Genomic DNA, 24,786 nt, shown 5'->3' on the forward strand with positions numbered 1-24,786 from the left:
TTTTTTTATCGTCAGTAGTTATACTTGTCTTTCCACAACTGCTTCAGATGCCGTCTCAGCTCATCTTCCCGCGCATTCTTTCCGGGATCGTACAGTTTGGTGCCTTTAATGGCATCAGGTAAAAATTCCTGCTCTACAAAATTGCTGTCGTAGTCATGGGCATAGGCATAACCTTTACTATACCCCATTTCTTTCATCATTTTCGTAGGGGCGTTACGGATATGCATCGGCACCGGCAGGTCACCGGTCTTCGCTACGAGTGACTGCGCCGCATTGATGGCCATGTACGATGCATTGCTCTTGGCGGAAGAGGCGAGATAGGTCACACATTGCGACAGGATGATCCGTGACTCCGGATAGCCGATCAGGTTCACCGCCTGGAAACAGCTTGTAGCCAGCAACAGCGCATTCGGATTGGCATTCCCGATATCTTCGGAAGCCAGTATCACCAGTCTGCGGGCAATAAATTTCACATCTTCGCCGCCTTCTATCATACGTGCCAGGTAATATACGGCCGCGTTGGGATCACTGCCGCGGATGCTTTTGATAAAAGCGGAGATGATATCATAATGCTGCTCCCCGGTTTTGTCGTAGATAGCTACCCGTTGCTGTGCGATGTCCATCACCTTCTGATCGGTGATGACGATGGGATCTTCCTGCAGGGTGCCTACCACCAGTTCAAAAAGGTTAAGCAGCTTCCGCGCGTCACCACCGGAGATATTAAACAGTGCTGCCGTTTCTTTTAATTCGATGTTTTTGCTTTTCAGCCATTCGTCACGTTCCATCGCCTGCCTGAGCAACTGCATCAGCTGCTCGTTGCCCAGCGGCCGCAGCACATATACCTGGCTGCGCGATAAAACCGCCGCATTGACCTCAAAAGAAGGGTTTTCGGTAGTGGCGCCAATCAGGGTGATGATGCCCTTTTCCACGGCCCCCAGTAGCGCGTCCTGCTGGGACTTATTGAACCGGTGGATCTCATCAATGAAAAGCACGGCATGGCGCTGGCGCCTGGCCAGCTCTATCACTTCCCTCACTTCCTTTACGCCGGCGGAGATAGCGCTCAGCGTATAAAAAGGGACCTGAAGGGTATGTGCTATGATATTGGCAATGGTGGTTTTGCCAACGCCCGGAGGGCCCCACAGAATCATCGAAGGTATCTTCCCTTGTTCAATGGCTTTTCTGAGGATACTGTCTTTTCCGGTAAGATGTTCCTGCCCCACCAGTTCGTCTAACGTCACAGGTCTTAACCGTTCTGCTAATGGTTGCATACACTTTTATTCTACTGGATGATTATTTGGGTTGATTGATCTGTTGCATCTTGAACTGCATAATATCTTTGATGGAATGGGCGCGGCTGATGGCCAGCTCCGCTTTTTCACCGGTAAACAGCTCGTTCACCGTTGTTTCAAACAATAAAATCCAGCGGTCGAAATGAACAGGTTGCAGCGGTATTTTCTGGTTAAGCGCGAAATGTGGCGCCATCGTGTTTCTGCCATAACGATTACTGTCCAATAACAACTGTTCCCAGAAATCGTACATAACGGGGAGATGTTTCCCCCAATCTACCTGTGCAATGTCCTGGAAGATATAGCCGATAACAGCGTCTGTTTTCACTTTCTCATAAAAGCTGTCAACCAACAACTGTATATCTGCCCTGCTGGTTATCTGCTTTCTTTCCATAACAAGATATTCTATTCTTCCTCTCCGCTTTCTTCCCTTCGTGTCCATTCGCGCAGGAAACGGAAAGACAGGTTGGCATTAAATGTCAGTATAAACCCGATGAGCAGGAATACAATGCCCATTGGTGTCAGTATAGCCGGGTTGTCTGCGCCCAATTGCTGTATCACATCCTTTTTCGCTTCCGGCGGCATCGCCAGTATACCTGCGCCCAGCACAAATAACAGGCCACCCCAAAGTACGGTGATCACGCCCATGATCCGGATGCCGCCTGGTGTGTTCTCTTTCAGCACGACTTCCGGCAGCAACAGGCTACGCTGAAGATATATAGACAAAACGCTATGTATAAAACAAGCCCCCCAGGCCATTACAGACAGAATCAACAAAGGAATGAAGCCTACAGTAAAGACCGAAAACACGCCTGCAAACGTAAAAAAACCTGTTATCATCAAGGCAAGGGCAGTAAAAATCCTGTATAATTTAAACATCAAACTCATCAAAAAGCTTATTTTACGACACAAACCTACCTAATTCCTACCTAATTTAAAGAGAAAATCAGGCTTCTTATCTAGCAACATGTACATAAACCTTGCCGCTCATACAAAAGCCCTGATTTTTGGTGCCCGCTTTTCCATAACTTTAAACACTAAACCTGTTTTACATATGAAGAAAAACAATGCGGTAAAACTACCGTTACTGGCCGCCATGGTTACCTTCGCGGCTTGTAACTCCAATAGTTCCACGCAGCAACACCAGGAAGCTTCTGCCGACACAACCAAAGTCCCGGCATTCAACGTCGCTGATATCGACACTGCCTACAAAGCCTGCGACGATTTCGACAATTACGCCAACGGGAACTGGAAAAAGAACAATCCTATCCCTTCCACCGAAAGCCGCTGGGGCGCCTTTGGTATCCTCGACAAACAAAACAAGGAAGTACGCCTCAAAGGCATTATCGCTGAACTCACCGGCAAAACAGACCTCAAGAAAGGCACTGAAGAGCAACAGATCGCAGACTACTACACCTCATTCCTTGATACCGCTACCATCGAAAAAAGAGGTATCACCCCGCTGAAACCTTACCTGGACAAAATTGAAGCCATTAAAACCCTGGCCGACTGGGCAGCGGTCACCGGCGAACTCCAGAAAATAGGCGTGTCCTCCTTCACCGGCTTCGGTGCTGAGGCTGATGCGAAGAACAGCAAAATGAACATCCTCTACCAAGGGCAAAGCGGTCTCAGCCTGGGCGAAAAAAGCTACTACGAACAACAGGATTCCGCCACCAAAAACGTGCGCGACGAATTCGTTAAACACGTAGATAAAATGTTCACCCTCGCAGGTTTCCCGGAACAAAAACCCGGCATCACCATCCTCGGCCTCGAAAGCCAGCTGGCTAAAATACAGCTGACCAATGTAGCCCTCCGTGATCCGGTTAAAACATACAACAGAGCTGCTTTCAGTGAACTGAAAACACTCGCGCCGGACTTCGACTGGGACGCATTCAGCCAAAAACAGGACATCAAAACCGACACCCTTGTTCTTCAGAACAAAGAGTATCTCACCAATGCCAGCAAACTGCTGAAAACAACTCCTATCGATGTACTGAAAACATATACCAAATGGCAACTCCTCACCAGCTTTGCCGGCTACCTGCCTAAAGCTTTTGATGAAGAGAACTTCCATTTCTTCGGTACCGTAATGACCGGCAAAAAAGCACAGAAAACCCGTGCTGAAAGAGCTATCCGCTCTACCGACGCCAAACTGGGCATGCCACTGGGTAAACTGTTCGCTAAAAAATATTTCCCTGAAAGCAGTAAGGAGAAAGTATCCAAAATGATCGAAAACGTTCGCTCCGTATATGGTGAACGCATCGATAAACTGACCTGGATGAGCGATTCCACCAAACAAATGGCCCGCAAAAAACTGGCCTCCTTTACCTACAAAATCGGTTACCCCGATAAATGGAAAGACTATTCTTCTATCCAGGTCGATAAAGGCACGCTGCTGGAAAACGCTATCTCCGCCATACTCTACGAACACAAAGAGAATATAGACAAAATCGGTAAGCCTGTGGATAAAAGCGAATGGGGCATGACACCGCAAACCGTTAATGCGTACTACAACCCGCTGAACAATGAAGTGGTGTTCCCTGCCGGTATCCTTCAGCCACCGTTCTATAACGCCAACGCTGACGACGCTATCAACTACGGTGGCATCATCGCGGTGATCGGCCACGAATTCACACACGGCTTCGATGACCAGGGCTCTCAGTTTGATGCTGACGGCAACCTGAAAAACTGGTGGACCAAAGCCGACCGTGTAAACTTCGACAAGCTGACCAAACGTTACATCAACTACTTCAGCAGCATGGAAGTGGCACCAGGCCTCAAAATCAAAGGTGACCTCACCATCGGTGAAAACGTTGCCGACCTCGGCGGTCTCACGCTCGCTTACTATGCGCTGCAAAAATCTTTCGAAGGTAAAGAGGAACCCAAACCAATTGACGGCTTCACCTGGAAACAACGCTTCTTCCTCGGATGGGCACAGGTATGGCACGGCAACATCACCGATGCCGCGCTCCGCCAGCAAATCCAAACAGACCCTCACTCTCCGGCCAGAGCACGTATCAACGGCCCCTTACCGCACCTGAAAGAATTCCAGGACGCATGGGGATGCCAGCAAGGAAACAAAATGGTACTGCCGGAAGCTGAAAGAGTTGTTATCTGGTAACTTTGATGATCATGATTATTGCTGGTCCGCCTGATAAGCGGAGATCAGTATAAGATAAATAAAACGCCCACCGCCTTACGCGGTGGGCGTTTGCGTTGATAACACCATATGATTTATATCAGTTTTGATAAATGCCCGAATATTTTATGATGAAAATATCTATTTTTGCAACGCGTGAAAAAACTCTTCTGCATATTACTATGTGTTATCGTTCTGCTGCAAAATTTCGGCACAGCAGTGGTCTTTATCAGCTATAAGATAAACCAGGCCTACATTGCTGCCAACCTTTGCGAAAACAGGAACAACCCGGCCATGCACTGTAACGGTAAATGCCAGTTGAGGAAACAGTTACTGCGCGAGGAGCAGCAGGAACAAAAGAATCCGTACGCGCAAAAAGAGAACAAAGAAGTCACTTTATTCTGTGAACAACTTGTTTTCTCCAATGAAGCGCCCTGCTCCGATATCATCACCGAACAGACCGCATTCTATCTTATGAAACCCACTTATAGTCCCATCACCAGCGTGTTTCACCCCCCTCTCTGCTAATCCGTCTGTGTTATTATTTCCGGTAAACCGATAGCCTATGCTGTCAGTTCCCCTGTCGTTTTTATTATTGATGGTTACCTGACACACTATTGGTGTGCCTGTCATTGTTATCGCTATTCATTACGTATAGCCGATACTGTTATTGATTTGCCGATTAAACCCTTGCAATGAAAAAGCTGTTTTTCATCATGGCTATTCTCATGCCTGTATCTGCCGTGGCCTGCGACATCTGCGGATGTTCCGCAAGTGGCTACCAGCTGGGCATTTTGCCACAATATCATAAGAACTTTATCGGTCTCCGTTACGGATACCGGCAGTTTAAATCCACCCATCCCATGGAACTGGGCAATACCGCGAACCATGAATCCCGGGAGTTCTACCATACCACTGAACTGTGGGGCAGATGGTACGCCACCAAAAGATTACAATTCTTCGCTTTCGTGCCGTTCCAATATTTCAGAAGGGAGGAGGGCAAAAGCATCACCACAGTCTCCGGCCTGGGAGACATCACCCTGATGGCCAATTATACACTTATTGACAACAACTGGGACCTGGGCAAAAAATGGCACCATGTATTCCAGGCTGGCGGCGGGATTAAACTGCCCACCGGCAAAACCGGCATTCCGGACGAAGGTGGCAATATCTACCAAAACTTCCAGCCCGGCAGCCGTAGCACCGATTTTGTACTGAACGCTGTATATACCGTCAGGCGCGGTAAATGGGGGCTCAATACGGATGCCAGCTACCGTATCAATACCACCAATAAAGAGGAATACCGCTTCGGCAACCGTTTTAACAGTTCGTTGCGCGGGTTCCTGTACCAGCCTGTCAGCAAAACGGTGGCCCTGCAGCCTTATGCAGGCCTCATGTACGAACACGCCTCCGGCGATTATGAGCTGCATAAAGCCAAAGAATATACCGGCGGCGATATGCTGCACACCAGCATCGGCGCCGACGTCTATTTCAAACGTTTTTCCGCCGGTGTACAGGCACAGCTGCCGGTATACCAGCATCTGTCTGCCGGATACAATAAAACGTACGCGCGTTTATCCGCTACCGTTAATTTCTTCTTCTAAAACAATCCTTATGAAACAAAATATTCTACTTCTCAGCATACTCTTTATACTGGCCTCCTGCTCCAAAGACAAAACAGCGCCCGCCACAGACCCGAACGAAAAAGGCGTTGTGGTGCTCGAATTCGACAACCGCGCAGGAACAGACGATCTGATACTTAACAACCAGCAATACCGCAATGCCGCCGGTGAATCGTTTACCATCAGCAAATTTGCCTACTATGTCAGCAACTTTCGGCTGATCACCGTTTCCGGACAGGTATACACTGTACCGCAGGACAGCAGTTATTTTCTTATCAGCGAAGACAATAAAACGTCGGCCTTCCATACATTGTACAACGTGCCCGCAGGAGATTATACACAGGTGAAATTTATGATCGGCGTAGACAGCGCCCGTAATACCATGGACATCAGCAAACGTCCCGGCGTGCTTGACCCTGCGGAAGGCGCGGCAGATATGTACTGGTCATGGAACAGTGGTTACATCTTCGTCAAACTGGAAGGCAGCTCACCGGTTTCTACAGATGCACAGAAACTTTTCCGCTATCATATCGGCCTGTATGGCGGCAATTTCAATAACGGTCCGCGTACGCTCAACAACACACGCGAGGTGATCCTTACCATCCCCAACAATGGAAAAGCCATTGTTCGCCGCGATCGTAAAGCGCAGGTCCATTTCTTTGCGGATGCGCTCAAAATGCTGAACGGCACCACCAATGTGAGTTTCGCCTCCGATCCAAACGTAATGACATCGCCATTTTCAGAGAAAATCGCGAATAATTACACACAAATGTTTAACATTGACCACGTGCATAACGAATAACATTAATTAATTCTATCATGAAACAGTTGATCTTAACCTGTAGCGTTCTCCTGGCTCTCGCCTGCAATCAGAACAGCAAACCTGCTGAAACAAAAGATGCACCCATGCCCGAAGCACCCGTTGCAACGGAAACCGCAGTCAGCGATAAATGGCCCGACCCTGTATGCGAAATGCCGTATGACACCAGCTACAAGGAATGGACCGTTTACGGAAAAGACACGATTCATTTTTGTTCCATCACCTGTAAGGAAGTCTTTCTCAAAAAACCGGAGAAATACATGGCAAAACTGAAAAAGTAAGCACTCCTTATTAATTATTCGTTTATGCATCACAGTTACAGGTGGGGCAGGGGTGTTCTATTGCCCTTACTCACCTTCCTTATCACCGGTTGTAGCAAGAAAAACACCACACCAGCACCGGAACCGCTTAAAAACATCGCCTTCGTGAAGCCGGCAGGATTTCCGGAGCCTGTTTACCGCCTGGCAGACAACCCGGTCACCACCGAAGGATTCGCCCTCGGCAAAGTACTCTTCTACGACGGCCTGCTAAGCCGAGACGGCACCATCAGCTGCGCCAGCTGCCATATACAAGCCAATGCATTTACCCACCACGGCCATGATGTCAGTCACGGTATAGAAGACCGCCTCGGCACCCGCAATTCGCCTCCTATCCAGAATATGGCCTGGTCCACCTCCTTCTTCTGGGATGGCGGTGTGCATGACCTCGATCTGCAACCCATCGCCCCCATAGAAAACCCGGTGGAAATGGATGACAAACTCGGTAACGTGATCGGTAAACTGCAACGCAACAACCGCTATCAGCAATTGTTTGAAAAAGCGTTCGGATCGCCTGGAATCAACAGCACCCGCATGCTGAAAGCATTATCCCAGTTCATGGTGATGCTGGTCAGCGCAGACTCCCGGTACGACCGCTTTATAGCAGGCAAAGAGACTTTCAGCGATGAAGAGAAAACAGGACTGGCATTGTTTGAGCAACGTTGCGCCTCCTGTCATAAGCCGCCGCTGTTCACCGACAACAGCTTTCGTAACAATGGCGTGGCCCCGCGGCCCTTCGGTACCGACTCCGGACGTTATAAAATAACGCTGCTCGATGAAGACCTGTACAAGTTCAAAGTACCGTCTTTGCGCAATGTAGCGCTCACAGCCCCTTACATGCACGATGGCCGCTTTGGCAGCCTGGAAAGCGTCATGAACCACTATGATAACGGCTTTTATCCAACTGCCACGCTGGACCCGGCTTTTAAAAACGGGTTCTCATTCAGTGAAAGTGATAAAAAAGCACTCATTGCGTTTCTGAAAACCCTGAGTGACAAAGGATTTATCACCGATGAGCGGTTTGCGCCGCCACCAGGGTTTGTACAGGGAAATTAAAAAAAGAGCCGTGTGATCACGGCTCTTTTTGTTGGCAGCATAGGTACTAAATAAAAACCGTCCCGGTATAAACCAGGACGGTGTAAATACAGCTTATGAAATCTAAAAAAAATACTATTGTGTTACTACAACTCTGTCCCAGGCAACCCATTTGGCTTTGGTCCAGTCATTAGCCGGATCAATGGCGCCGCGGTAGGCCACTTTGTCAAAGAAAGCATCTGCCAGTTTACCTTCAAATTTAGCACCTGCTAAAGCAGGAGAGCCAGTCTGAGGAGCCAGGTCAGGAGTCTTGTTATTGAACGGATCTTTCAGTTTGATATCGCCTGCATTGGCAGCCAGGAACACCTGGGTAGCGTCACGACCGGTTACTAATGCACTCAGCTGATCAACTGTCAACAGTACAGCAGCACCGCTGTTGGCAGTAGAGAATACGTTAGCGGAAGAGCTGTGCAGCAGGCTGTTTTTTACGCCGCTGGTACCATCATTATAGAAGCCCATGGTAACGTTATCGTCTACACGCATAGCTTCTTTCTGTGAACCCATGATGATAGAGTTGCCCAGGATGAACTGGCAACCTCTTCTCCAGCGGGCGCCATAACCATATGCAGCACTGGTGCCGGTAGCATTGTTGGGACCAATGGCTGTAAAGTTGGACAGAACAGGGAAGGTTGTCGGTGTAGTAGTGATAGGTTTATTGGCAGGGTTGGTGTTGTCCACTTCAAAGTTGTTGGACACGTCGCCACTTGCACCTTTAGGATCGGTGAAAGAAGGCTGTTTAACAGACACCGCGAACTGAATCATACCTTTGTAAGCATCATCCATATCGAAATCATCATCAGCCGTGTTGTAAGCGATGAGATATTTGGCGTTTACGGTGCCGCCGAAGAATTCAAACGCATCATCCAGACCGTTTACAACCTGAATGTGGTGCAGCGTGGTTTTATTACCAACGGTGTACAGGGACAGGCCGTTCACTTCGTCGTCCTGGGATACTGCCTTACCAGCGTATTCAATTCTTACATATTGCATAGTGCCGGAGTTGTCGGCATCATTGGTACCACCAAAAGCTTTGTGATCGCCATCTACGCCACCTTCAATCACAGCGTGGTTACCGTTACCGGTGGCACTGCCTACGAGGATAATACCTCCCAGGTCACCTGGTTTCTTGTCGGTATGACCGGAAGTGAATACGATCGGATTATCAGCAGTTCCATTGGCGTTGATCTGCGCGCCTTTGTAAACAACCAGTACGCCAGCAGAGTCTCTTGTGCTGATGATCTGCGTACCCGCTTCAACAGTCAATACAGCAGGTGCATCTACATACACATAGCCACGTAGTTTATATACTTTGTTTTTAGACCAGGTCTGGCTGGCAGAGATTTTTCCACGGACATATACGGTGTCGCTGTTGTTGGACGGCGGAGGCGTAGTGTTGTTGTCATCTTTTTTACTGCAGGCAGCCAATGACGCTACGGCCAGCAAGCCAAGTACATAATTCTTAGTCATAATTACTAATTATTTGATTTACAAATATTAATACCAGTTGTTAGGTGAATATGAAAAGCCTGTTAAAAAAATATTACTTAGTCCCGGATAAAAAATTATACTTGAAGGTGATGGTAAATGTGGTACCCGGTTTTAATGAACTGATGATGTGATCATGCCCGCTTTGATAGGCTGTCTTATCTGTTCCGGGGAACTTATAGTACAAGGCAATAGGTTGTGCCAATATATCGGAGATATTCAGCTTCAATTCACCTGCATTACGGAACAGGCGTTTGCTGATCTGGAAATCCAGCACGTCTCTTGGCTTCTCATAAGTATCCAGGCCGGCATCGGTGCCGCGGAAGCGCAAGCGCTGACCAATCCTGTTATACAGCAGGTTAACTGAAAAGTTATTATCTACAGGGGCATAGGAAAGGCCCCCGTTGATCAGATAAGGTGATTGTCCCTGCAACGGTGTTTTCTTGTTGCCATTAACACCTGGCAGATCAACGTCAGAATTGATGTAAGCGGCATTGGCATAGAATACCAGGTTCTCTGCCAGTTTACTGTGCGAAATAAAATTCAGCCGTTTGCGGAATTCAATCTCTGCCCCGAAATCTTTTGCAGACCGCGCATTATCAAAGGACAACACACTGTTGCCATTATTCGTTTGTTCAATCGGGTTATTAAAGTGCTTGTAGAACACAGAGGCAGAAATAATTTCACCGGCGCCAGGGAAATATTCCCAACGAAAATCCGCATTGGTGGCAGTACTGCGTTGAAGATCTTTATTGCCGGCAATCAGGAACTCGTTGTCATAGTCATAATATCTGAAGGCTGCCAGCTCTCTGAACTCAGGCCTGTTCACTGTCTGAGAAAATGACAGTCTCAGATTGCTCTTGTCTGTTACAGCATAAGTAGCGTTGGCAGAAGGTAACACATCCACATTGTTATAACGTTGTTGCTGTTCTCCGGCTGCTTTCAGCTCCTGTACATAGGACTCAACCCTCGCGCCCCACACGAGCCTTAACGCTTCTGTAAATTTATTATCAAACATCAGGTATCCTGCCGTGAGATCAGCGGTACCGGTATAGTCTTTATTATTGAGGTCTATCTTTGCCAGCAGAATTTTATATTTGTCAATATTCTCCACGCTGAAGATGTTCTCCGGCGTTACGCCTTTATCAAGATTGATCTGAGTATTGGAATAAGCGGTGGCATAGCCAAGGGCAATGGCAGAGAAGTCGCGGTTACGATAAGTTTTGACACCACCGAATTTAAACTTCTGGGATTGTCCGAACAGCTTGAATGGTACCGCAAAATTCAGGTTGCCACCATAGATATTTTCAGACAGCCTGGTATACACACGGCCAGCCTCTTTCAGGTTAGGGTTGTTTTCGTTTGACAGCGTAAGGGAGTAAAAATCCTCACCGCTGTTTTGTTTGAAGGACAGAATGCGCTGATCCGGCTGATTACGTGCGGCGCGGGCGTAAGACAGGTTCCAGTCCACCGTGATCTTGTCTTTTCCGAGCACATGCTGACCTTCCAGCGTACTGTTGTAAAGGCTGTTTTGTGTGACCTCGTTGTTATAACTTTTACGCGGCTGTACATTGTCGTTATCAAACACAAATCCGGTCCTGCGGGTAAAATTATTACTATAGTCGTTATTGTAAAAATTCTTAAGCGCAATTTTATTGTTTCTCCAGTTGTAGGCCAGGTTCAATACAGCTCCCAGGTTAACGGTCTTTGCATACTGTTCGTCGTTGTAATCAAACAGGTGTTCGGTGATATTTTTTTCCGAGCGGGTACGGAGATTAATGCGATTACCATTGTTGTAGTTAGCAGAAAAAATATAGCCGAAACGGTTATTCCTCTTGCCATTCCAGCTATTGCCGGCAGAGAACTGGATACCAACCGGCGGATGCCCTTTACGGTCCTGTTTTCCACTGCTGTAGGTATTCGGGAACTGTTTGGCAATAGCGATTTTTTCCGCATCTTCCAGCATGGTATAGTTGCCTTTGGCAGCATTTTTATATGCAGCGGGCAGGGCGCGGGAACCGTCGTCATAACCGAGGAAATCATATTTGCCTTGCGGCGGCGCTGTATAAAAATTCTTGAAGGTGGTTTGTGTATTGTAACCGGTGCTGAGCGACAGGTCGAGGAAACGTTGGTCAGGAAAGTCTTTGGTGCTCACTTTCACTGCGCCGCCGGCAAAATCGCCCGGCAGGTCAGGCGAAGCGGTTTTGTATATGGTAATGTTATCAATGAGACCGGAAGGAATGATATCAAAGGAGAATGCTTTTTTGTCCGGCTCTGTGCTGGGCATTTGGGCATTGTTCATAAGGGTGGTGTTGTAGCGTTCACTCAGGCCGCGTACCACTACAAATTTATTATCCTGTATACTGGTGCCGCTTACACGTTTCAGTACTTCACCGGTGTTTTTGTCCGGTGATTTTTTAATGAGGTCGGCGGAGATTCCATCAGATACTACGGCATTGTTTTTTTGAGCTGCGTACAGGGCATTGATGGTTTCCTGTTTAAAAGAACCTTTGATTACTACTTCCTGTAATGCTTTGGATGAAGGCTCGTCCATGATGACGTTCAGGGATGTAGGCAGTCCTGCTTTCACGATCACATCGGAGATGGATTTTGTCTGATAGCCCATGTATTTGAAGTCGAGCGTGTAATTGCCCGGTTCGATGGTGAAAGCGTATCGGCCTTCCACGTCAGTTACAGCGCCTTTGCCGGTACCTTGCACCACGATGGTAACACCAATCAATGCTTCGCCGGTTTTCTTGTCGGTCACCTTACCGGTCACCTTGGCAGGATCGCCCGCCAGCGCTGTTCCCGTAAAAATAAATTGAAATAAAGTCAGCAATAACAGTGGTACAGAATAGAAGCCCTTCACGATATTTGGTTTTGTTTTATACGGTTTTAATATGATTTTAATCTCATTTTAATCCCGTTTTAATATCGGTGGCAAAAATATCCGTGAGGCATTAACGCAGTATTAAGCTGACGTTACCAGTATGTTAATAGTTAAGAAATGTTTATGGTATTGTTAACAGGAACGGGTATACGAAATCATGCATAGGATAGGTCAAGATCAACAAAGGATATGGAAAGGCCGGGAAAGCGGACAGTAGCTACATCAGATAAGAAGGAGGCGTGGGCCTGTTGTTGTTCATCAACATGTCCAGCGAAATATCCAGTTGATAGTTTCGTTCTTCTTTTTTATCCTGCACGGCGGAGGATATCTGGAAAAGATGCTGGCTTTTGTTGGTGAATGGCTTGTTGTCTTTATTGCAGAGCTCCAGGCTGAAGTTGAAACGTTCTTCGAGGTCTTCCTCAAATTCACGCAGACTGAGGGTTTCATCAATAGGATATTCCACCAGGGTATCTTCTTCCAGTCCTGCTTCTTTCAGGGTGTCAAAAGCATTGGCCAGGGAATGGCGCACATATACCGCTACATTACAGGACAACAAACGTTGAATTTGCATCTGTAACAGGGATATAGTCATTAATGGGTGTAGTTTGAGTACTTTCATTTCTTTCAATCTTCATTTACTGCGCTTCCAAATAGGTTTTCTGTGAATAGTTAAGCAAACTTAGAAGTCTACTTTTAATTTAATATTAAGCACTTGTTATGATTATGTGAAAATCCCACTCAAATATAAAAATATTTGAATATTTAATCATTTAAATATTTTCAGTAATTAAATAGCTAAATCCGAAAATGTTTTAGGGTCCCAGTCGGGGGTGGTATCATCTTCATCTTCGGGGAGGACGGTTTTACTTTTAGTGACGGGGTGGTGGTACAGGGTCCATTCCCGGCCAACATATTCAAGGGCAGTAAGGCTTTCCACCCAATCGCCGGAATTCAGGTAGGTCACAGTCTTATCACCCACCGGCATTTCCTTGATGAGCGGCTGGTGGATATGGCCACAGCAAACCACGTCGAAACCTTTGTCGATCGCGATTTCCGCTACCGTCTGTTCGAAATCCGAGATGAATTTGACCGCGGACTTCACGCCCTGTTTGACTTTTTTGGAGAAAGACATCTTTTCCCGGCCCATGCTTTCCAGGATATTGTTGACCAGGCGGTTGATGATAATCAGCAGGTCATACCCCTTGCCTCCCAGTTTAGCCAGCCATTTGGAGTTTTTCATGGTCACGTCGTACACGTCGCCATGGAAAAACCAGTGCTTTTTGCCATCAACGTCCAGTATCAGCTTGTTGTCGATCGAGAAGTTGCTCAGTTCAAAACCGGCGTACTTACGCAGGGCTTCGTCATGGTTACCGGTCAGGTAGTACACTTCGGTGCCTTTGCCGATCATCTTCAGGATTTTGCGGATAACCTTGGTATGGGCCTTGGGGAAGTAACGTTTGCTAAACTGCCAGATATCGATGATGTCTCCGTTGAGCACCATGATGCGGGGGTCTATGCTGTCCAGGTACTGGACCAGCTCTTTAGCGTGGCAGCCGTATATCCCGAGGTGGACGTCGGAAATAACGACTATATCTAATGCGCGTTTGTCAGACATCTATGTGAAAATGTAACAGGTTGTAGGCACCTGTTTATGATTATAATTTCTTATACAAAGGAAAAATTGCTATATTACTTTTATATTAATCCAGTGTTAAGGAATTATTAATTCAGGTTTTTTTCTGGCTCCAATTGATTCTGAAAGCTATTTTTGCGGCAAATTTTTAAACTCAAACGTATGGGAGGCTTCAATTCCTTTGTTAAACTATTCATGCCGAAAGACCGGGTATTCTATTCTTTATTTGAAGACGTGGCTTCCAACCTCGTGGAAATGGCCCAGGTACTCAACGAACTGGTAGCGACCATTGATCCGGCCGTACGTAAAGACAAAGTGCATCTGATTGAGAGGCTGGAGCATAAAAATGACGATTATACCCATCGCATATTTGTAGAGCTGGGACAAAACTTTATCACCCCCTTTGACCGGGAAGATATCCACTACCTGGCTGCCACACTGGACGACGTAGCTGACTATATCCACGGTTCCGCCAAAAGAATGGACCTGTATAAAGTCAACACACAAAACGAGAGCATCCGCAAGCTCGCTGAGCTGATCCACCTCGGCGTACTGGAGCTGCACAAAGCCATCCCTGAACTGCGCAACATGCAGAACATGCGTGTTATCACGGATGCCTGCGTAAAAATCAATAGTCTCGAAAACCACGCCGACGACATCTACGACCGTGCCATTGCCGACTTGTTTGATACCGAGCAAAATGCCGCTGAGCTGATTAAAATGCGTGAAATATACCAGGCCCTGGAAATCGCCACTGACAAGTGCGAAGACTGCGCCAACGTAATTGAAACCATTATAATCAAATATTCCTAAGGGATACATCGCTCTGACCGCATAATCCTCGTGTTACCATGACTTTATTAGTAATAATTATAATACTGGCATTTATATTTGACTATATCAATGGTTTTCATGATGCAGCCAACTCTATCGCCACTATCGTATCGACCAAGGTACTGACGCCTTTTCAGGCAGTGCTTTGGGCCGCGGTTTTTAACTTTGCGGCTTTTTTTATTGCCAAATACGTGATCGGCGAATTTAAAGTAGCCAATTCTGTAGCCAGCTCTGTATTTGAACAGTTCATCACCCTGAAAGTGATCTTCTGCGGGCTGGTGGCCGCCATCACCTGGAACCTGTTCACCTGGTGGCTGGGCATTCCTTCCAGCTCCTCCCATACCCTCATCGGTGGCTTTATCGGTGCAGCTGTTACCAGCGCCGGCACCCTCGATGTGATCAACTACCACAAAGTGTTGCCTATCGTGTACTTCATTGTACTGGCACCATTGATTGGTATGCTGGTAGCATTTATTATTACCATCATTATTGTGAATATCTGCCGCAAGGCCAATCCCTTCCGGGCGGAGAACTGGTTCAAACGCCTGCAGCTGGCCTCTTCAGCAGCATTGAGCCTTGGCCACGGCAGTAACGATGCCCAGAAAGTAATGGGTATCATCGCCGCTGCCATGGTGGCTGCCGGATATATTCCCAATATCAAGGAGATGCCCGACTGGATTCCGCTGGCCTGCTTTACCTGTATCGCCCTCGGTACCATGAGCGGTGGCTGGAAAATCGTTAAAACCATGGGTACCCGTATCACCAAAGTAACACCGCTGGAAGGTGTGGCTGCTGAAACTTCCGGCGCCATCACACTGTTCCTCACCGAACACCTCGGTATCCCGGCCAGTACCACCCACGTGATCACCGGTGCCATCATGGGCGTAGGCGCCACCAAAAGGCTGTCTGCCGTTCGTTGGGGCGTCACCGTCAGCCTCCTCTGGGCATGGGTGCTTACCATTCCCATCAGCGGCCTGCTGGCAGCGCTGACCTATCTCATCGCCAGTATCTTTATCTAACATCATGTTATTTAATAATATTAAAAAAAGCTCTCCGCCCTTCGCGGGGAGCTTTTTTTGTATAAAAATGCCGTCATGTGGATAAGAGCAGCTATTTTTGTGCGGTTTTCCATAAAAGCCTATAACATCCAATCAAAACAGTTCTATAATGAAAGGAATCATCCTGGCCGGCGGCTCCGGTACCCGATTACATCCCATCACTTACGCCATCAGCAAACAGATAATGCCGGTATATGACAAACCGATGATCTATTACCCGCTGTCTACACTGATGCTGGCCGGCATAAAAGATATTCTGATCATCTCTACGCCGCATGACCTGCCCTCCTTTCAACGCCTCTTCGGTGATGGCAGCCAGCTGGGGCTCAACCTGTCCTACGCTGAGCAGCCCCTGCCCAATGGCCTGGCCCAGGCTTTCGTGATCGGTGAACAATTTATCGGAAATGACAGCGTGGCACTGGTACTGGGAGACAACATCTTCTATGGCGCTGGCCTCGGTACGCAACTGGCAGATAATACAAATCCCAGCGGCGGTATCGTATATGCCTACCAGGTATCCGACCCTGAAAGATATGGCGTAGTCGAATTTTCCGATGACATGAGTGTACTGTCCATCGAGGAAAAACCCGCTAAACCTAAATCCAACTTCGCAGTGCCCGGACTCTATTTCTATGACAACGACGTCGTGGAAATCGCCAAAAACCTGCAACCCAGCCCACGCGGCGAATATGAAATCACAGATGTGAATAAAGAATATTTGAAGCGCGGCAAATTAAAAGTTTCTATCTTACCACGCGGAACAGCCTGGCTGGATACCGGTACCTTCGACTCCCTGATGCAGGCTTCCCAGTTTGTACAGGTAATTGAACAAAGACAAGGCATCAAAATCGCCTGTATCGAGGAAATCGCCTACCGTAAAGGCTTTATCACTGCCGGTCAACTGATGGAATTGGCCAAACCATTGCTGAAAAGCGGCTATGGCCAGTACCTCGAAAGAGTACTGGAACAAAAAATGATCTGACATCTCATTAAAACGTAAATCTGAAATTATCATGAAGGTTCTTGTTACGGGTGGTTGTGGCTATATTGGCTCCCATACTATTGTAGATTTAATCAATCATGGCTTCGATGTGGTTTCTGTTGACAGCAACATCAGAAGTACCACCCAGTTGTTGGATGGCGTGGAAAAAATTACCGGCAAAAAAGTACGCAATTACAAAGTAGACCTTTGTAACCTGGAAGATACCCATGCTGTATTCCATGAAAACAGGGACATCGTAGGTGTGATCCATTTCGCTGCCCTTAAAACGGTCCCTGAATCTGTAGCAGATCCGTTGATGTACTTTCATAACAACCTCACCTCTCTCATCAATGTGCTGAAATGCATTAAGGAATTTAATATCCCCCACTTCGTTTTCTCCTCCTCCTGCTCTGTATACGGCAATACCACTGCACTGCCGGTTGTGGAAGAAACACCACTGGGCGAAGCACAATCCCCCTATGCACGCACCAAACAAATGGGAGAACAGATCATTGAGGATTATAGCCGGGTAAATGATACCCAGTCTATCCTGCTGCGCTACTTCAATCCGGTAGGCGCTCACCCGTCCGGCCTCATCGGCGAATTGCCCCTCGGCAAACCAGACAACCTGGTGCCAGTGATCACCCAGACAGCTATCGGTAAAATCCCGAAAATGGTGGTTTATGGCACCGATTACGATACCCGCGACGGTTCCTGCGTACGTGACTATATCCACGTGACTGATATCGCCAACGCACACACGAGAGCAATGCAGTATCTGATCGACCATAAAAATGCCTCTAACTGCGAAATCTTTAACCTCGGTACCGGCAATGGCGTTACTGTATTGGAAGCCATTAAAGCTTTTGAAAAAATATCCGGTGTAAAACTCAACTATACTACTGGCCCACGCCGCCCCGGTGACGTGATCGAGATCTACGCCAATAACAACCGCGCCAAGGAAAAACTCGGCTGGACACCGGAAATTGGCATCGAAGACTGTATGCGCACAGCATGGCAGTGGGAGGTTAGTCTCCGCAATAAAGTACTGAGCAACTAACTTCCTGATATTAAATGTTTACATTTACGCCTCAATTTTAAAAAGACCGCAATGGTAAAAGATATTCAACCGCTAAACGAAAAAGAAACCCGCGCCGGATTTGGCGAAGGCATCCTGGAAGTGGGCCGCAAAAATCCAAATGTTGTAGCTTTGACTGCCGACCTGCTCGGCTCCATGAAGCTGAATGCCTTTGTAAAAGAATTTCCTGATCGCTTCGTACAGGTAGGCATCGCCGAAGCCAATATGATCGGCATCGCCGCCGGTATGACCATCGGTGGAAAAATACCATATACCACCACTTTCGCCAACTTCTCCACCGGCAGGGTATATGACCAGATCCGCCAGTCTGTGGCCTATTCCAACAAAAACGTGAAAATATGCGCCTCCCACGCGGGCCTTACGCTCGGTGAAGACGGCGCTACCCACCAGATACTCGAAGATATCGGTATGATGAAAATGCTGCCTGGCATGACCGTAATCGTTCCCTGCGATTTCAATCAGACCAAAGCCGCTACCATCGCGATCGCTGAGCACGAAGGACCGGTATACCTCCGTTTCGGCCGTCCAAAATGGCCTAACTTCACCGCCGAAAACCAGGACTTCCAGATCGGTAAAGCACAGGTCCTTCATGAAGGCACCGATATCACCCTCTTCGCCTGCGGCCACCTCGTATGGATCGCAGTGGAAGCCGGTAAAATACTGGAAGAAAAAGGCTACAGCGTGGAAATCATCAACATCCACACCATCAAACCACTCGACGAAGAAGCGGTGATCAAGTCCCTCAGCAAAACACGCTGCGCGGTAACTGCCGAAGAACATAACGTGCTCGGCGGCCTCGGCGACAGCATCGCCCAGGTAGCCGCCCGCCATATCCCAGTGCCCATCGAATATGTAGGCACCAACGATACCTTTGGCGAAAGCGGCAAACCCGTGGAACTGCTGAAAAAATACGGCCTCGACGCAGACCATATTGTGGCCGCTGCTGAAAAAGCCATACAGAGAAAGAAACAATAATCCACCCGGATAAACTCATTACAGCCCATGGACCAAACGTCCATGGGCTGTTTTCATTTAATCCAGGGACTGAAGCCCCGGGCTACAAACAAATACTCTACCACCCCGTTAAACTTTTACATTTTCTACATATCATAGAAGAAACAATACTTTATATCATCATTAAAGTACCTGACAGCAAGATTTTTCTTTATATTCAGGAAAATAAAACCTGTCCAAGAACCATTTAACCTATGGCCGTTACACAGGACGATAAAACATTACTGGCACTATACCGGATGCCCGAAACCCGTGAACAGGGTTTTACCCTGATCATCCGCAAGTACCAGGAAAGGCTTTACTGGCATATCAGGCGACTGGTCATTTCACATGACGATGCCAATGATGTGCTGCAAAACGTTTTCATAAAAGTGTGGAAGAACCTGGAAAATTTCCGGGAAGATGCCCAGTTGTTTACCTGGCTGTATAAAATAGCCACAAATGAATGCCTGACGTTCCTGGAACAACAAAAACGGAAATTCGCCATCTCCCTCTCTGACGTGGAAGACGGCCTTAGCAACAAACTAAAGGCAGATGCCCAGTTTGATGCCAATAAACTTGAATGGAAACTGCAACAAGCTATACTACAACTACCTGAAAAGCAAAGAATTGTATTTAATTTAAGATATTACGATGAAATGCCCTACGAAGAAATGAGCAGGGTATTGGACACCTCAGAAGGAGCCCTGAAAGCATCGTACCACCATGCAGTCAGGAAAATCGAGGATTTTATCAAAGGAACGGATATCTGATCGTCTGTATTTCCCGATTTTAAGCCGTCTTTAAAGTTTTTTGGCAAAAGATTAAAATCTCATTAAACTATTGAAGCGGTGATGTGTCTAAAAATTGTATATGAACAAGCACGAACATATCAGCAATGAATTAAAGCAACTGGCGCCGGATGCCAACTGGCCCGCCGATGCGCCTTTTACGGTGCCGGCTGGTTATTTTGACCGGCTACCGGATGCTGTGCTGCAGCAGGTTCATTTACTGCAACCCAACCACGCGGGCGTACTTACACCCGATCTTCCTTTTACGGTGCCCAACGGATATTTTGAGGCTCTTCCACAAGCCATCCTTCAACGGATACATGCTACTGAGGAAAACCCGGTCACAGCCGAACTGAAGGAACTGTCCCCGCTGCTGGCCGCCATACCCAAACAGGTTCCCTTTACCGTACCCGCAGGATATTTCGGCTCACTGGCCGCCATCCCGCCGGAACCTGCTATGCCTTCGCTACGCATAGCACATCGCAACCCGGTCAGGAAATGGCTGAGATACGCCGTAGCCGCCTGTTTAATCACTTTCGCCGGAACCACGGCCCTGCTCTTCCTGCAACGGGACGGCAACTTTAGCGTGGAAAAACAACTGGAAAGGATCGACAACCAGGATATTGAATACTATCTCCAAAACCATACTGACGCTTTTGATAACGATGCTATCTTTGCCGGCTTTGCCGACGTGTCAGCTCCGGAAGCACTGCAACAACAACTGAATGAAGAGATTCCGCCCGCTGCCATCGAACAATACCTGCAACAATCATCGTTTTCCAAAGAGGTATTACCTAACCAGTAGTGATGCATGAAACGCTTTAATCTTAAAATAATAGGGATTGTCCTGCTTATGTTGACCAGTGCCATAACCCAGGCACAAAAGCCCGCATCTGACGAAGCAGCTGAAAAAATAAAAAACCTTCAGATGCAGTACCTCTCCCAGAAACTGAACCTCTCCGCTGATGAGGCAGAGAAGTTCTGGCCGGTATATAAAAACTATACAAAAGAAGTGGAAACACTCATCGCCGAACGCCACAACAAAAGGCAGCAGGACAGGGCACTCCCCGGCGACCCCGACGACATTGCCAGAAGAAATATGGACAATGACCTCGGCTACGAAAAAAGAATGTACGATATCAGATCAAGATATACCAACGAATTCCAACGCGTACTGCCCGCCCGCAAAGCCGGCGCAGTATTCAAAAGCGAACGCGAATTCAGGACCATCATGCTCAATCACCTGAATAACCAACGCCTCAACAGAATCAATCAGGGCGGGAACTTCAGGAAAAGACCTTAAACAATAACAAAAAGGGAGATCAACATGATCTCCCTTTTTGTTACTTATACTAACCCATATTGATTTTTACTGTGCTTTATAGTGCGCCCTTACCTCTACCACCTTCCCGTCTTTCAACACCATCATTTCCGTGCTCAGTAAATTGTTGACGCTCTTGTAATACAGCACAACAGAATTTACGCCTTCCAGTATATGATACAATTCAAAATGCAGGTCCGGATAGGCCGTCAATGCCCGGCTGAAATAAGCACGCAGGTTATCAACGCCGCGGATACAGCCTTCAGGGTCATTGTTGATTTTCTGGATAAAAGGAGAGTAAAAGACAATGTCCGGTGAATAGTGCGACATCACTTCATCGAGGTTATGGCTGTTCCAGGCTGCCACCCAGGCATTCCCAAAGGAGGTCATGTTTTCCATTATGATCGCTTTTTTTGAAACGACAAGGTAGGGCTTTTGTTGCCGGGATTATTTGCTGGAAAGCTCATTTTCCCCGCGGCGCCATTGCACGGGCGTCATCCCGAAACAACGGCGGAACTGCCGGTAAAAATGCGAAAGGTCCGCAAATCCGGTACTATAGGCAATCTCAGGGACAGGCTGTTCAGTGGTGCGCAATAACAGCGCCGACATCTGTAAACGCTTGGCCCATATCCATTGCATGGGACTGCATTGATAGGTTTCCCGGAAACGCCGCTTCAGGGTGGCCAGGCTCATGTTTCCCATAGCTGCTATTTCTTCCAGTAACTGCACTTCATGAATTCCTTTATGCAGGCGCGCCATCATTTGCTGCATGGGGACCGACGGCCTCCCGGCCAATGCCTGCTTTACAGTGATGGTTTCCCGATGTAACAAATGCAATACCCGGTCCATCATATTTTCATAGGAGGGTGCGCCTCCTTCTTTCCGGAAGTCACGCAGCAATGCCTGCGTCAGCTGTTGCCATTGAGAAGAAGGGGAAAGCGTCAAAGTAGTACCGACCAGGTGTTTGCCGGTACCGGCAGCAGCGTACTGCGTTGCCAGCAGGTCTGACGGCAGGAAAAAATTAATACTGGCATAGTCTTCCGACGGTCGTAATATCTCCGAGCAGAGCACACTGCCCGATGGTATGAGAAACACATCGCCGGCCCGCAGGTGGTGTACCTGCAAGCCGTCATATATTCTCTTTTCACCACGTACCACCAGATTGAGCACCGGCTGTGGTATATACAGGCCATGAGCGGCGGCTTGCCGGTAATTGCTGTAGGCAGCCCAGCTCTGGCCCTCTTGCTCCCATGTCCTGATATGGTGTTGTCCTCTTAGCGTAAAGCGGTCATACAAGGTGTACATAGGTGTCTGCTCCTGCTCCTTTATCAGAATTTGGCAAATGGCTCTTTGGTATCATGATAGAAAAGGAAAGTCCACCCTTCCTGCTTACCACGCTCCATAAACTCCTGCCGCAGCTCCATACTGCGTTTGCCGTCATAGTCGTATTTAGCCACAAAACGGCTCTTCATCTGGGAAATCTGTGGCGCCACATCGCCCCCGAAAAAGACTTTGTCCTCTCCGTCATCTACCAGAAATACCTGGTGATAAGGGCAGTGACCACCGGTCAGTTCATAATGAATATAACCGTCTATAGTGCCGTTGCCGGTCGTAAACACCACGTTATCGCGTTGTTGCAGCAGTATGATGTCTTCGGAAAGGTATGATTTGCCTGCATGCTCCATGGCATACAGCATCTCTTCATTATTCACATAATAGGTGGCGTTGGGAAAGGTGAGGGTGCGTTCGCCGGTAATAGGATCGGCTGCAGATACGCCCCCTGAGTGGTCTTTATGCAAGTGGCTCATTAACACCTTCGTGATTTCCATGGGGTTGATGCCATGGTCTATCAGGTGCTGATGGATCTGCAATACACCGTCTTCATTGCGGAAACCAAGCCCGGCGTCAAATAATATATAGTCACGGTCAGTGATCACGAGAAAAGGCTGTATCTCTACCAGCAGGGAACCGTGCGGACGGTCCTGCAGGTTATCTGTGCCCAGTCTGAAAGGAGAAAACCGTTTGGTAGCATCTACCGTAAATGAACCTTCTGATAATGGAATAATTCGTGCCATGATGCAAAGATAGCCCATTCACCATTAGGTTGCAGCCCCGGTTACCGCAACACCATCTGCCGGTCTGCGTCCAGCCGCAGCATAATAAATATCAGCATGGTGAAGGTCATCAGCGAAGAACCGCCATAACTCACCAATGGCAACGGGATACCAATCACCGGCGCCAAACCAATGGTCATCGAGATATTAATCGCCAGGTGGAAGAAGATAATACTGGCCACCCCATAGGCATATACGCGCGAGTAGGTCGATCGCTGTCGCTCTGCCACAAATATGATCCGGAAAAGCAAGGCCACATACAATCCGAGGAAGATCACACTGCCCAGGAAGCCGAAGTCTTCCCCAACAGTACAAAAGATAAAGTCAGTACTCTGTTCCGGTACGAAGTCAAAACGGGTCTGTGTCCCTTTCAGGTATCCTTTGCCCCAGAAACCACCGGAACCAATGGCAATCATACTCTGCCGGGTATTGTAAGTTGCCTTGGGATCATTTTCCTTGCCCAGCATCACCTCAATACGACGCACCTGATAGTCCTTTAACACCTTGGTAAAAGCAAAAGGCACCACAAACATTACGAACACGGAACAGAAAGCATATACGCCGATGATGACAAGCAAACGTGACCGTTTCCGTTTGATCTCCCGTCGCATGAAATAGATGACCAGCGCGGTGATCACAGAGAAGATCGTAAACAGCACATATTTATCTACCAGCAGGGCGGACAATACCAGCACGATACCGGAGAAGGCTATCACCAGCAGGATACCAGGCAGCCCTTCGCGGAACATCACGAGGAAAAAGGAAAAATATACCAGCGCAAGCCCCGTTTCATCCTGCAGAATGATGATGCCTGCAGGAATCAGCGCGATGGCAGCGGCGATCAGCCGCGACCGCAACTTGGTGAAGTCTGTTTCCTGCGATGACAGGTATTTGGCCAAAGCCAGGTTGGTACAGAGCTTCGTCAGCTCCGCGGGTTGAAACTGGAAACCGCCGATCACCAGCCACGAGTGAGATCCTTTTACGTCCTTACCAATGCCCAATACCAATAGCAATAGTAATAAACCGCCTGCGTACAACAGGTTGGAGGTGGCGGTAAAGAACTTACTGTCCGTCAGCCAGATCACAGCCGCCAGTACCAGTGATATACCGAACCACATGATCTGGCGCGAATAGTTTTTATTCAGGTGGATAATATTCTGCCAGACGTTATCATCGCCCCGGTATTCCGCAGCAAAGATGGACATGATGCCGATGATCACCAGCGCCAGGTACAGGCCTACAATCGGCCAGTCAATCCCTTGTGTCAGTTTGGCTTGCGAGCGGTTCATGAGCGGTTGCGTATGTTT

Annotated in this window: 25 protein-coding genes; 14 read left to right on the forward strand and 11 right to left on the reverse strand. The window is 47.9% G+C overall.

Annotated elements, in window-relative coordinates; translation table 11 throughout:
* Nucleotides 1-11: 11 nt before the first annotated feature.
* Genes HGH92_RS08790 through HGH92_RS08800 form a run of 3 tightly spaced genes read right to left on the reverse strand, consistent with a single transcriptional unit; the run spans nt 12 to nt 2,012 of the window.
* On the reverse strand, nt 12-1,268 hold the full coding sequence (locus HGH92_RS08790) for a replication-associated recombination protein A (protein ID WP_168870357.1): 1,257 nt from the start codon (nt 1,266-1,268) through the stop codon (nt 12-14).
* Between the two features lie 22 nt (nt 1,269-1,290).
* Nucleotides 1,291-1,680, reverse strand: coding sequence for a group III truncated hemoglobin (locus HGH92_RS08795; protein ID WP_168870358.1), 390 nt, complete (start codon nt 1,678-1,680; stop codon nt 1,291-1,293).
* Nucleotides 1,681-1,691: 11 nt separating this feature from the next.
* Nucleotides 1,692-2,012: a hypothetical protein gene (locus tag HGH92_RS08800; protein WP_168870359.1), complete on the reverse strand. Its 321-nt coding sequence runs from the start codon at nt 2,010-2,012 to the stop codon at nt 1,692-1,694.
* 328 nt (nt 2,013-2,340) lie between these two features.
* Here HGH92_RS08800 and HGH92_RS08805 point away from each other — a divergent pair, with 328 nt between their 5' ends.
* From HGH92_RS08805 to HGH92_RS08830, 6 genes are all read left to right on the forward strand, one after another.
* Complete coding sequence (locus tag HGH92_RS08805; protein ID WP_168870360.1) at nt 2,341-4,407, forward strand: M13 family metallopeptidase; 2,067 nt, start codon at nt 2,341-2,343, stop codon at nt 4,405-4,407.
* 165 nt (nt 4,408-4,572) lie between these two features.
* Nucleotides 4,573-4,953 (forward strand): hypothetical protein, encoded by a 381-nt coding sequence (locus HGH92_RS08810; protein ID WP_168870361.1) that lies wholly within the window; start codon nt 4,573-4,575, stop codon nt 4,951-4,953.
* Nucleotides 4,954-5,120: 167 nt separating this feature from the next.
* Nucleotides 5,121-6,029 carry a transporter gene (locus tag HGH92_RS08815; RefSeq protein ID WP_168870362.1) on the forward strand — a complete coding sequence of 303 codons (909 nt, stop codon included), beginning with the start codon at nt 5,121-5,123 and terminating at the stop codon, nt 6,027-6,029.
* Between the two features lie 10 nt (nt 6,030-6,039).
* Nucleotides 6,040-6,849, forward strand: coding sequence for an MbnP family protein (locus HGH92_RS08820; RefSeq protein ID WP_211092565.1), 810 nt, complete (start codon nt 6,040-6,042; stop codon nt 6,847-6,849).
* A gap of 17 nt (nt 6,850-6,866) precedes the next feature.
* Nucleotides 6,867-7,148: a YHS domain-containing protein gene (locus HGH92_RS08825; RefSeq protein WP_168870363.1), complete on the forward strand. Its 282-nt coding sequence runs from the start codon at nt 6,867-6,869 to the stop codon at nt 7,146-7,148.
* A 24-nt stretch (nt 7,149-7,172) separates the two neighbouring features.
* A complete protein-coding gene (locus HGH92_RS08830) occupies nt 7,173-8,240 on the forward strand; it encodes a cytochrome-c peroxidase (RefSeq protein ID WP_168870364.1) in 1,068 nt (355 codons plus the stop codon).
* Between the two features lie 114 nt (nt 8,241-8,354).
* Here HGH92_RS08830 and HGH92_RS08835 read toward each other — a convergent pair whose 3' ends face one another.
* The 4 genes from HGH92_RS08835 to HGH92_RS08850 all read right to left on the reverse strand — a co-directional run bounded on the left by HGH92_RS08835 (nt 8,355) and on the right by HGH92_RS08850 (nt 14,269).
* Nucleotides 8,355-9,746 (reverse strand): hypothetical protein, encoded by a 1,392-nt coding sequence (locus tag HGH92_RS08835; RefSeq protein WP_168870365.1) that lies wholly within the window; start codon nt 9,744-9,746, stop codon nt 8,355-8,357.
* Between the two features lie 73 nt (nt 9,747-9,819).
* A complete protein-coding gene (locus tag HGH92_RS08840; protein WP_168870366.1) occupies nt 9,820-12,633 on the reverse strand; it encodes a TonB-dependent receptor in 2,814 nt (937 codons plus the stop codon).
* Between the two features lie 238 nt (nt 12,634-12,871).
* Entirely contained in the window at nt 12,872-13,225 is a 354-nt protein-coding gene (locus HGH92_RS08845; RefSeq protein ID WP_168870367.1) for a hypothetical protein, read from the reverse strand.
* A gap of 216 nt (nt 13,226-13,441) precedes the next feature.
* Entirely contained in the window at nt 13,442-14,269 is an 828-nt protein-coding gene (locus HGH92_RS08850) for a UDP-2,3-diacylglucosamine diphosphatase (RefSeq protein ID WP_168870368.1), read from the reverse strand.
* Nucleotides 14,270-14,449: 180 nt separating this feature from the next.
* Between HGH92_RS08850 and HGH92_RS08855 the strand changes: the two genes are divergently transcribed.
* The 8 genes from HGH92_RS08855 to HGH92_RS08890 all read left to right on the forward strand — a co-directional run bounded on the left by HGH92_RS08855 (nt 14,450) and on the right by HGH92_RS08890 (nt 21,347).
* Nucleotides 14,450-15,100, forward strand: coding sequence for a DUF47 domain-containing protein (locus HGH92_RS08855; RefSeq protein ID WP_168870369.1), 651 nt, complete (start codon nt 14,450-14,452; stop codon nt 15,098-15,100).
* Between the two features lie 38 nt (nt 15,101-15,138).
* Nucleotides 15,139-16,140 carry an inorganic phosphate transporter gene (locus tag HGH92_RS08860; protein WP_168870370.1) on the forward strand — a complete coding sequence of 334 codons (1,002 nt, stop codon included), beginning with the start codon at nt 15,139-15,141 and terminating at the stop codon, nt 16,138-16,140.
* A gap of 148 nt (nt 16,141-16,288) precedes the next feature.
* Entirely contained in the window at nt 16,289-17,161 is an 873-nt protein-coding gene (rfbA, locus tag HGH92_RS08865) for a glucose-1-phosphate thymidylyltransferase RfbA (protein ID WP_168870371.1), read from the forward strand.
* A 31-nt stretch (nt 17,162-17,192) separates the two neighbouring features.
* Nucleotides 17,193-18,221 carry a UDP-glucose 4-epimerase GalE gene (gene galE / locus HGH92_RS08870; RefSeq protein ID WP_168870372.1) on the forward strand — a complete coding sequence of 343 codons (1,029 nt, stop codon included), beginning with the start codon at nt 17,193-17,195 and terminating at the stop codon, nt 18,219-18,221.
* A 51-nt stretch (nt 18,222-18,272) separates the two neighbouring features.
* Nucleotides 18,273-19,235 (forward strand): transketolase family protein, encoded by a 963-nt coding sequence (locus HGH92_RS08875; protein WP_168870373.1) that lies wholly within the window; start codon nt 18,273-18,275, stop codon nt 19,233-19,235.
* A gap of 233 nt (nt 19,236-19,468) precedes the next feature.
* Nucleotides 19,469-20,026, forward strand: a complete 558-nt coding sequence (locus HGH92_RS08880; RefSeq protein ID WP_168870374.1) for an RNA polymerase sigma factor — start codon at nt 19,469-19,471, stop codon at nt 20,024-20,026.
* Between the two features lie 100 nt (nt 20,027-20,126).
* Nucleotides 20,127-20,849, forward strand: coding sequence for a hypothetical protein (locus HGH92_RS08885; RefSeq protein ID WP_168870375.1), 723 nt, complete (start codon nt 20,127-20,129; stop codon nt 20,847-20,849).
* A gap of 123 nt (nt 20,850-20,972) precedes the next feature.
* Nucleotides 20,973-21,347 (forward strand): hypothetical protein, encoded by a 375-nt coding sequence (locus HGH92_RS08890; RefSeq protein WP_168870376.1) that lies wholly within the window; start codon nt 20,973-20,975, stop codon nt 21,345-21,347.
* A 66-nt stretch (nt 21,348-21,413) separates the two neighbouring features.
* Here the strand turns inward: HGH92_RS08890 and HGH92_RS08895 are convergent, their stop codons facing one another.
* The 4 genes from HGH92_RS08895 to rodA are packed head-to-tail and all read right to left on the reverse strand — an operon-like array spanning nt 21,414 to nt 24,768.
* Entirely contained in the window at nt 21,414-21,764 is a 351-nt protein-coding gene (locus HGH92_RS08895; protein ID WP_247654850.1) for a nuclear transport factor 2 family protein, read from the reverse strand.
* Between the two features lie 48 nt (nt 21,765-21,812).
* Nucleotides 21,813-22,670: a helix-turn-helix transcriptional regulator gene (locus HGH92_RS08900; protein WP_168870377.1), complete on the reverse strand. Its 858-nt coding sequence runs from the start codon at nt 22,668-22,670 to the stop codon at nt 21,813-21,815.
* Nucleotides 22,671-22,693: 23 nt separating this feature from the next.
* A complete protein-coding gene (locus tag HGH92_RS08905; RefSeq protein WP_168870378.1) occupies nt 22,694-23,440 on the reverse strand; it encodes an MBL fold metallo-hydrolase in 747 nt (248 codons plus the stop codon).
* 41 nt (nt 23,441-23,481) lie between these two features.
* Nucleotides 23,482-24,768: a rod shape-determining protein RodA gene (gene rodA / locus HGH92_RS08910; protein ID WP_168870379.1), complete on the reverse strand. Its 1,287-nt coding sequence runs from the start codon at nt 24,766-24,768 to the stop codon at nt 23,482-23,484.
* Between the last annotated feature and the right edge of the window lie 18 nt (nt 24,769-24,786).

Source organism: Chitinophaga varians, from assembly GCF_012641275.1.
GTDB classification, from domain to species: domain Bacteria; phylum Bacteroidota; class Bacteroidia; order Chitinophagales; family Chitinophagaceae; genus Chitinophaga; species Chitinophaga varians_A.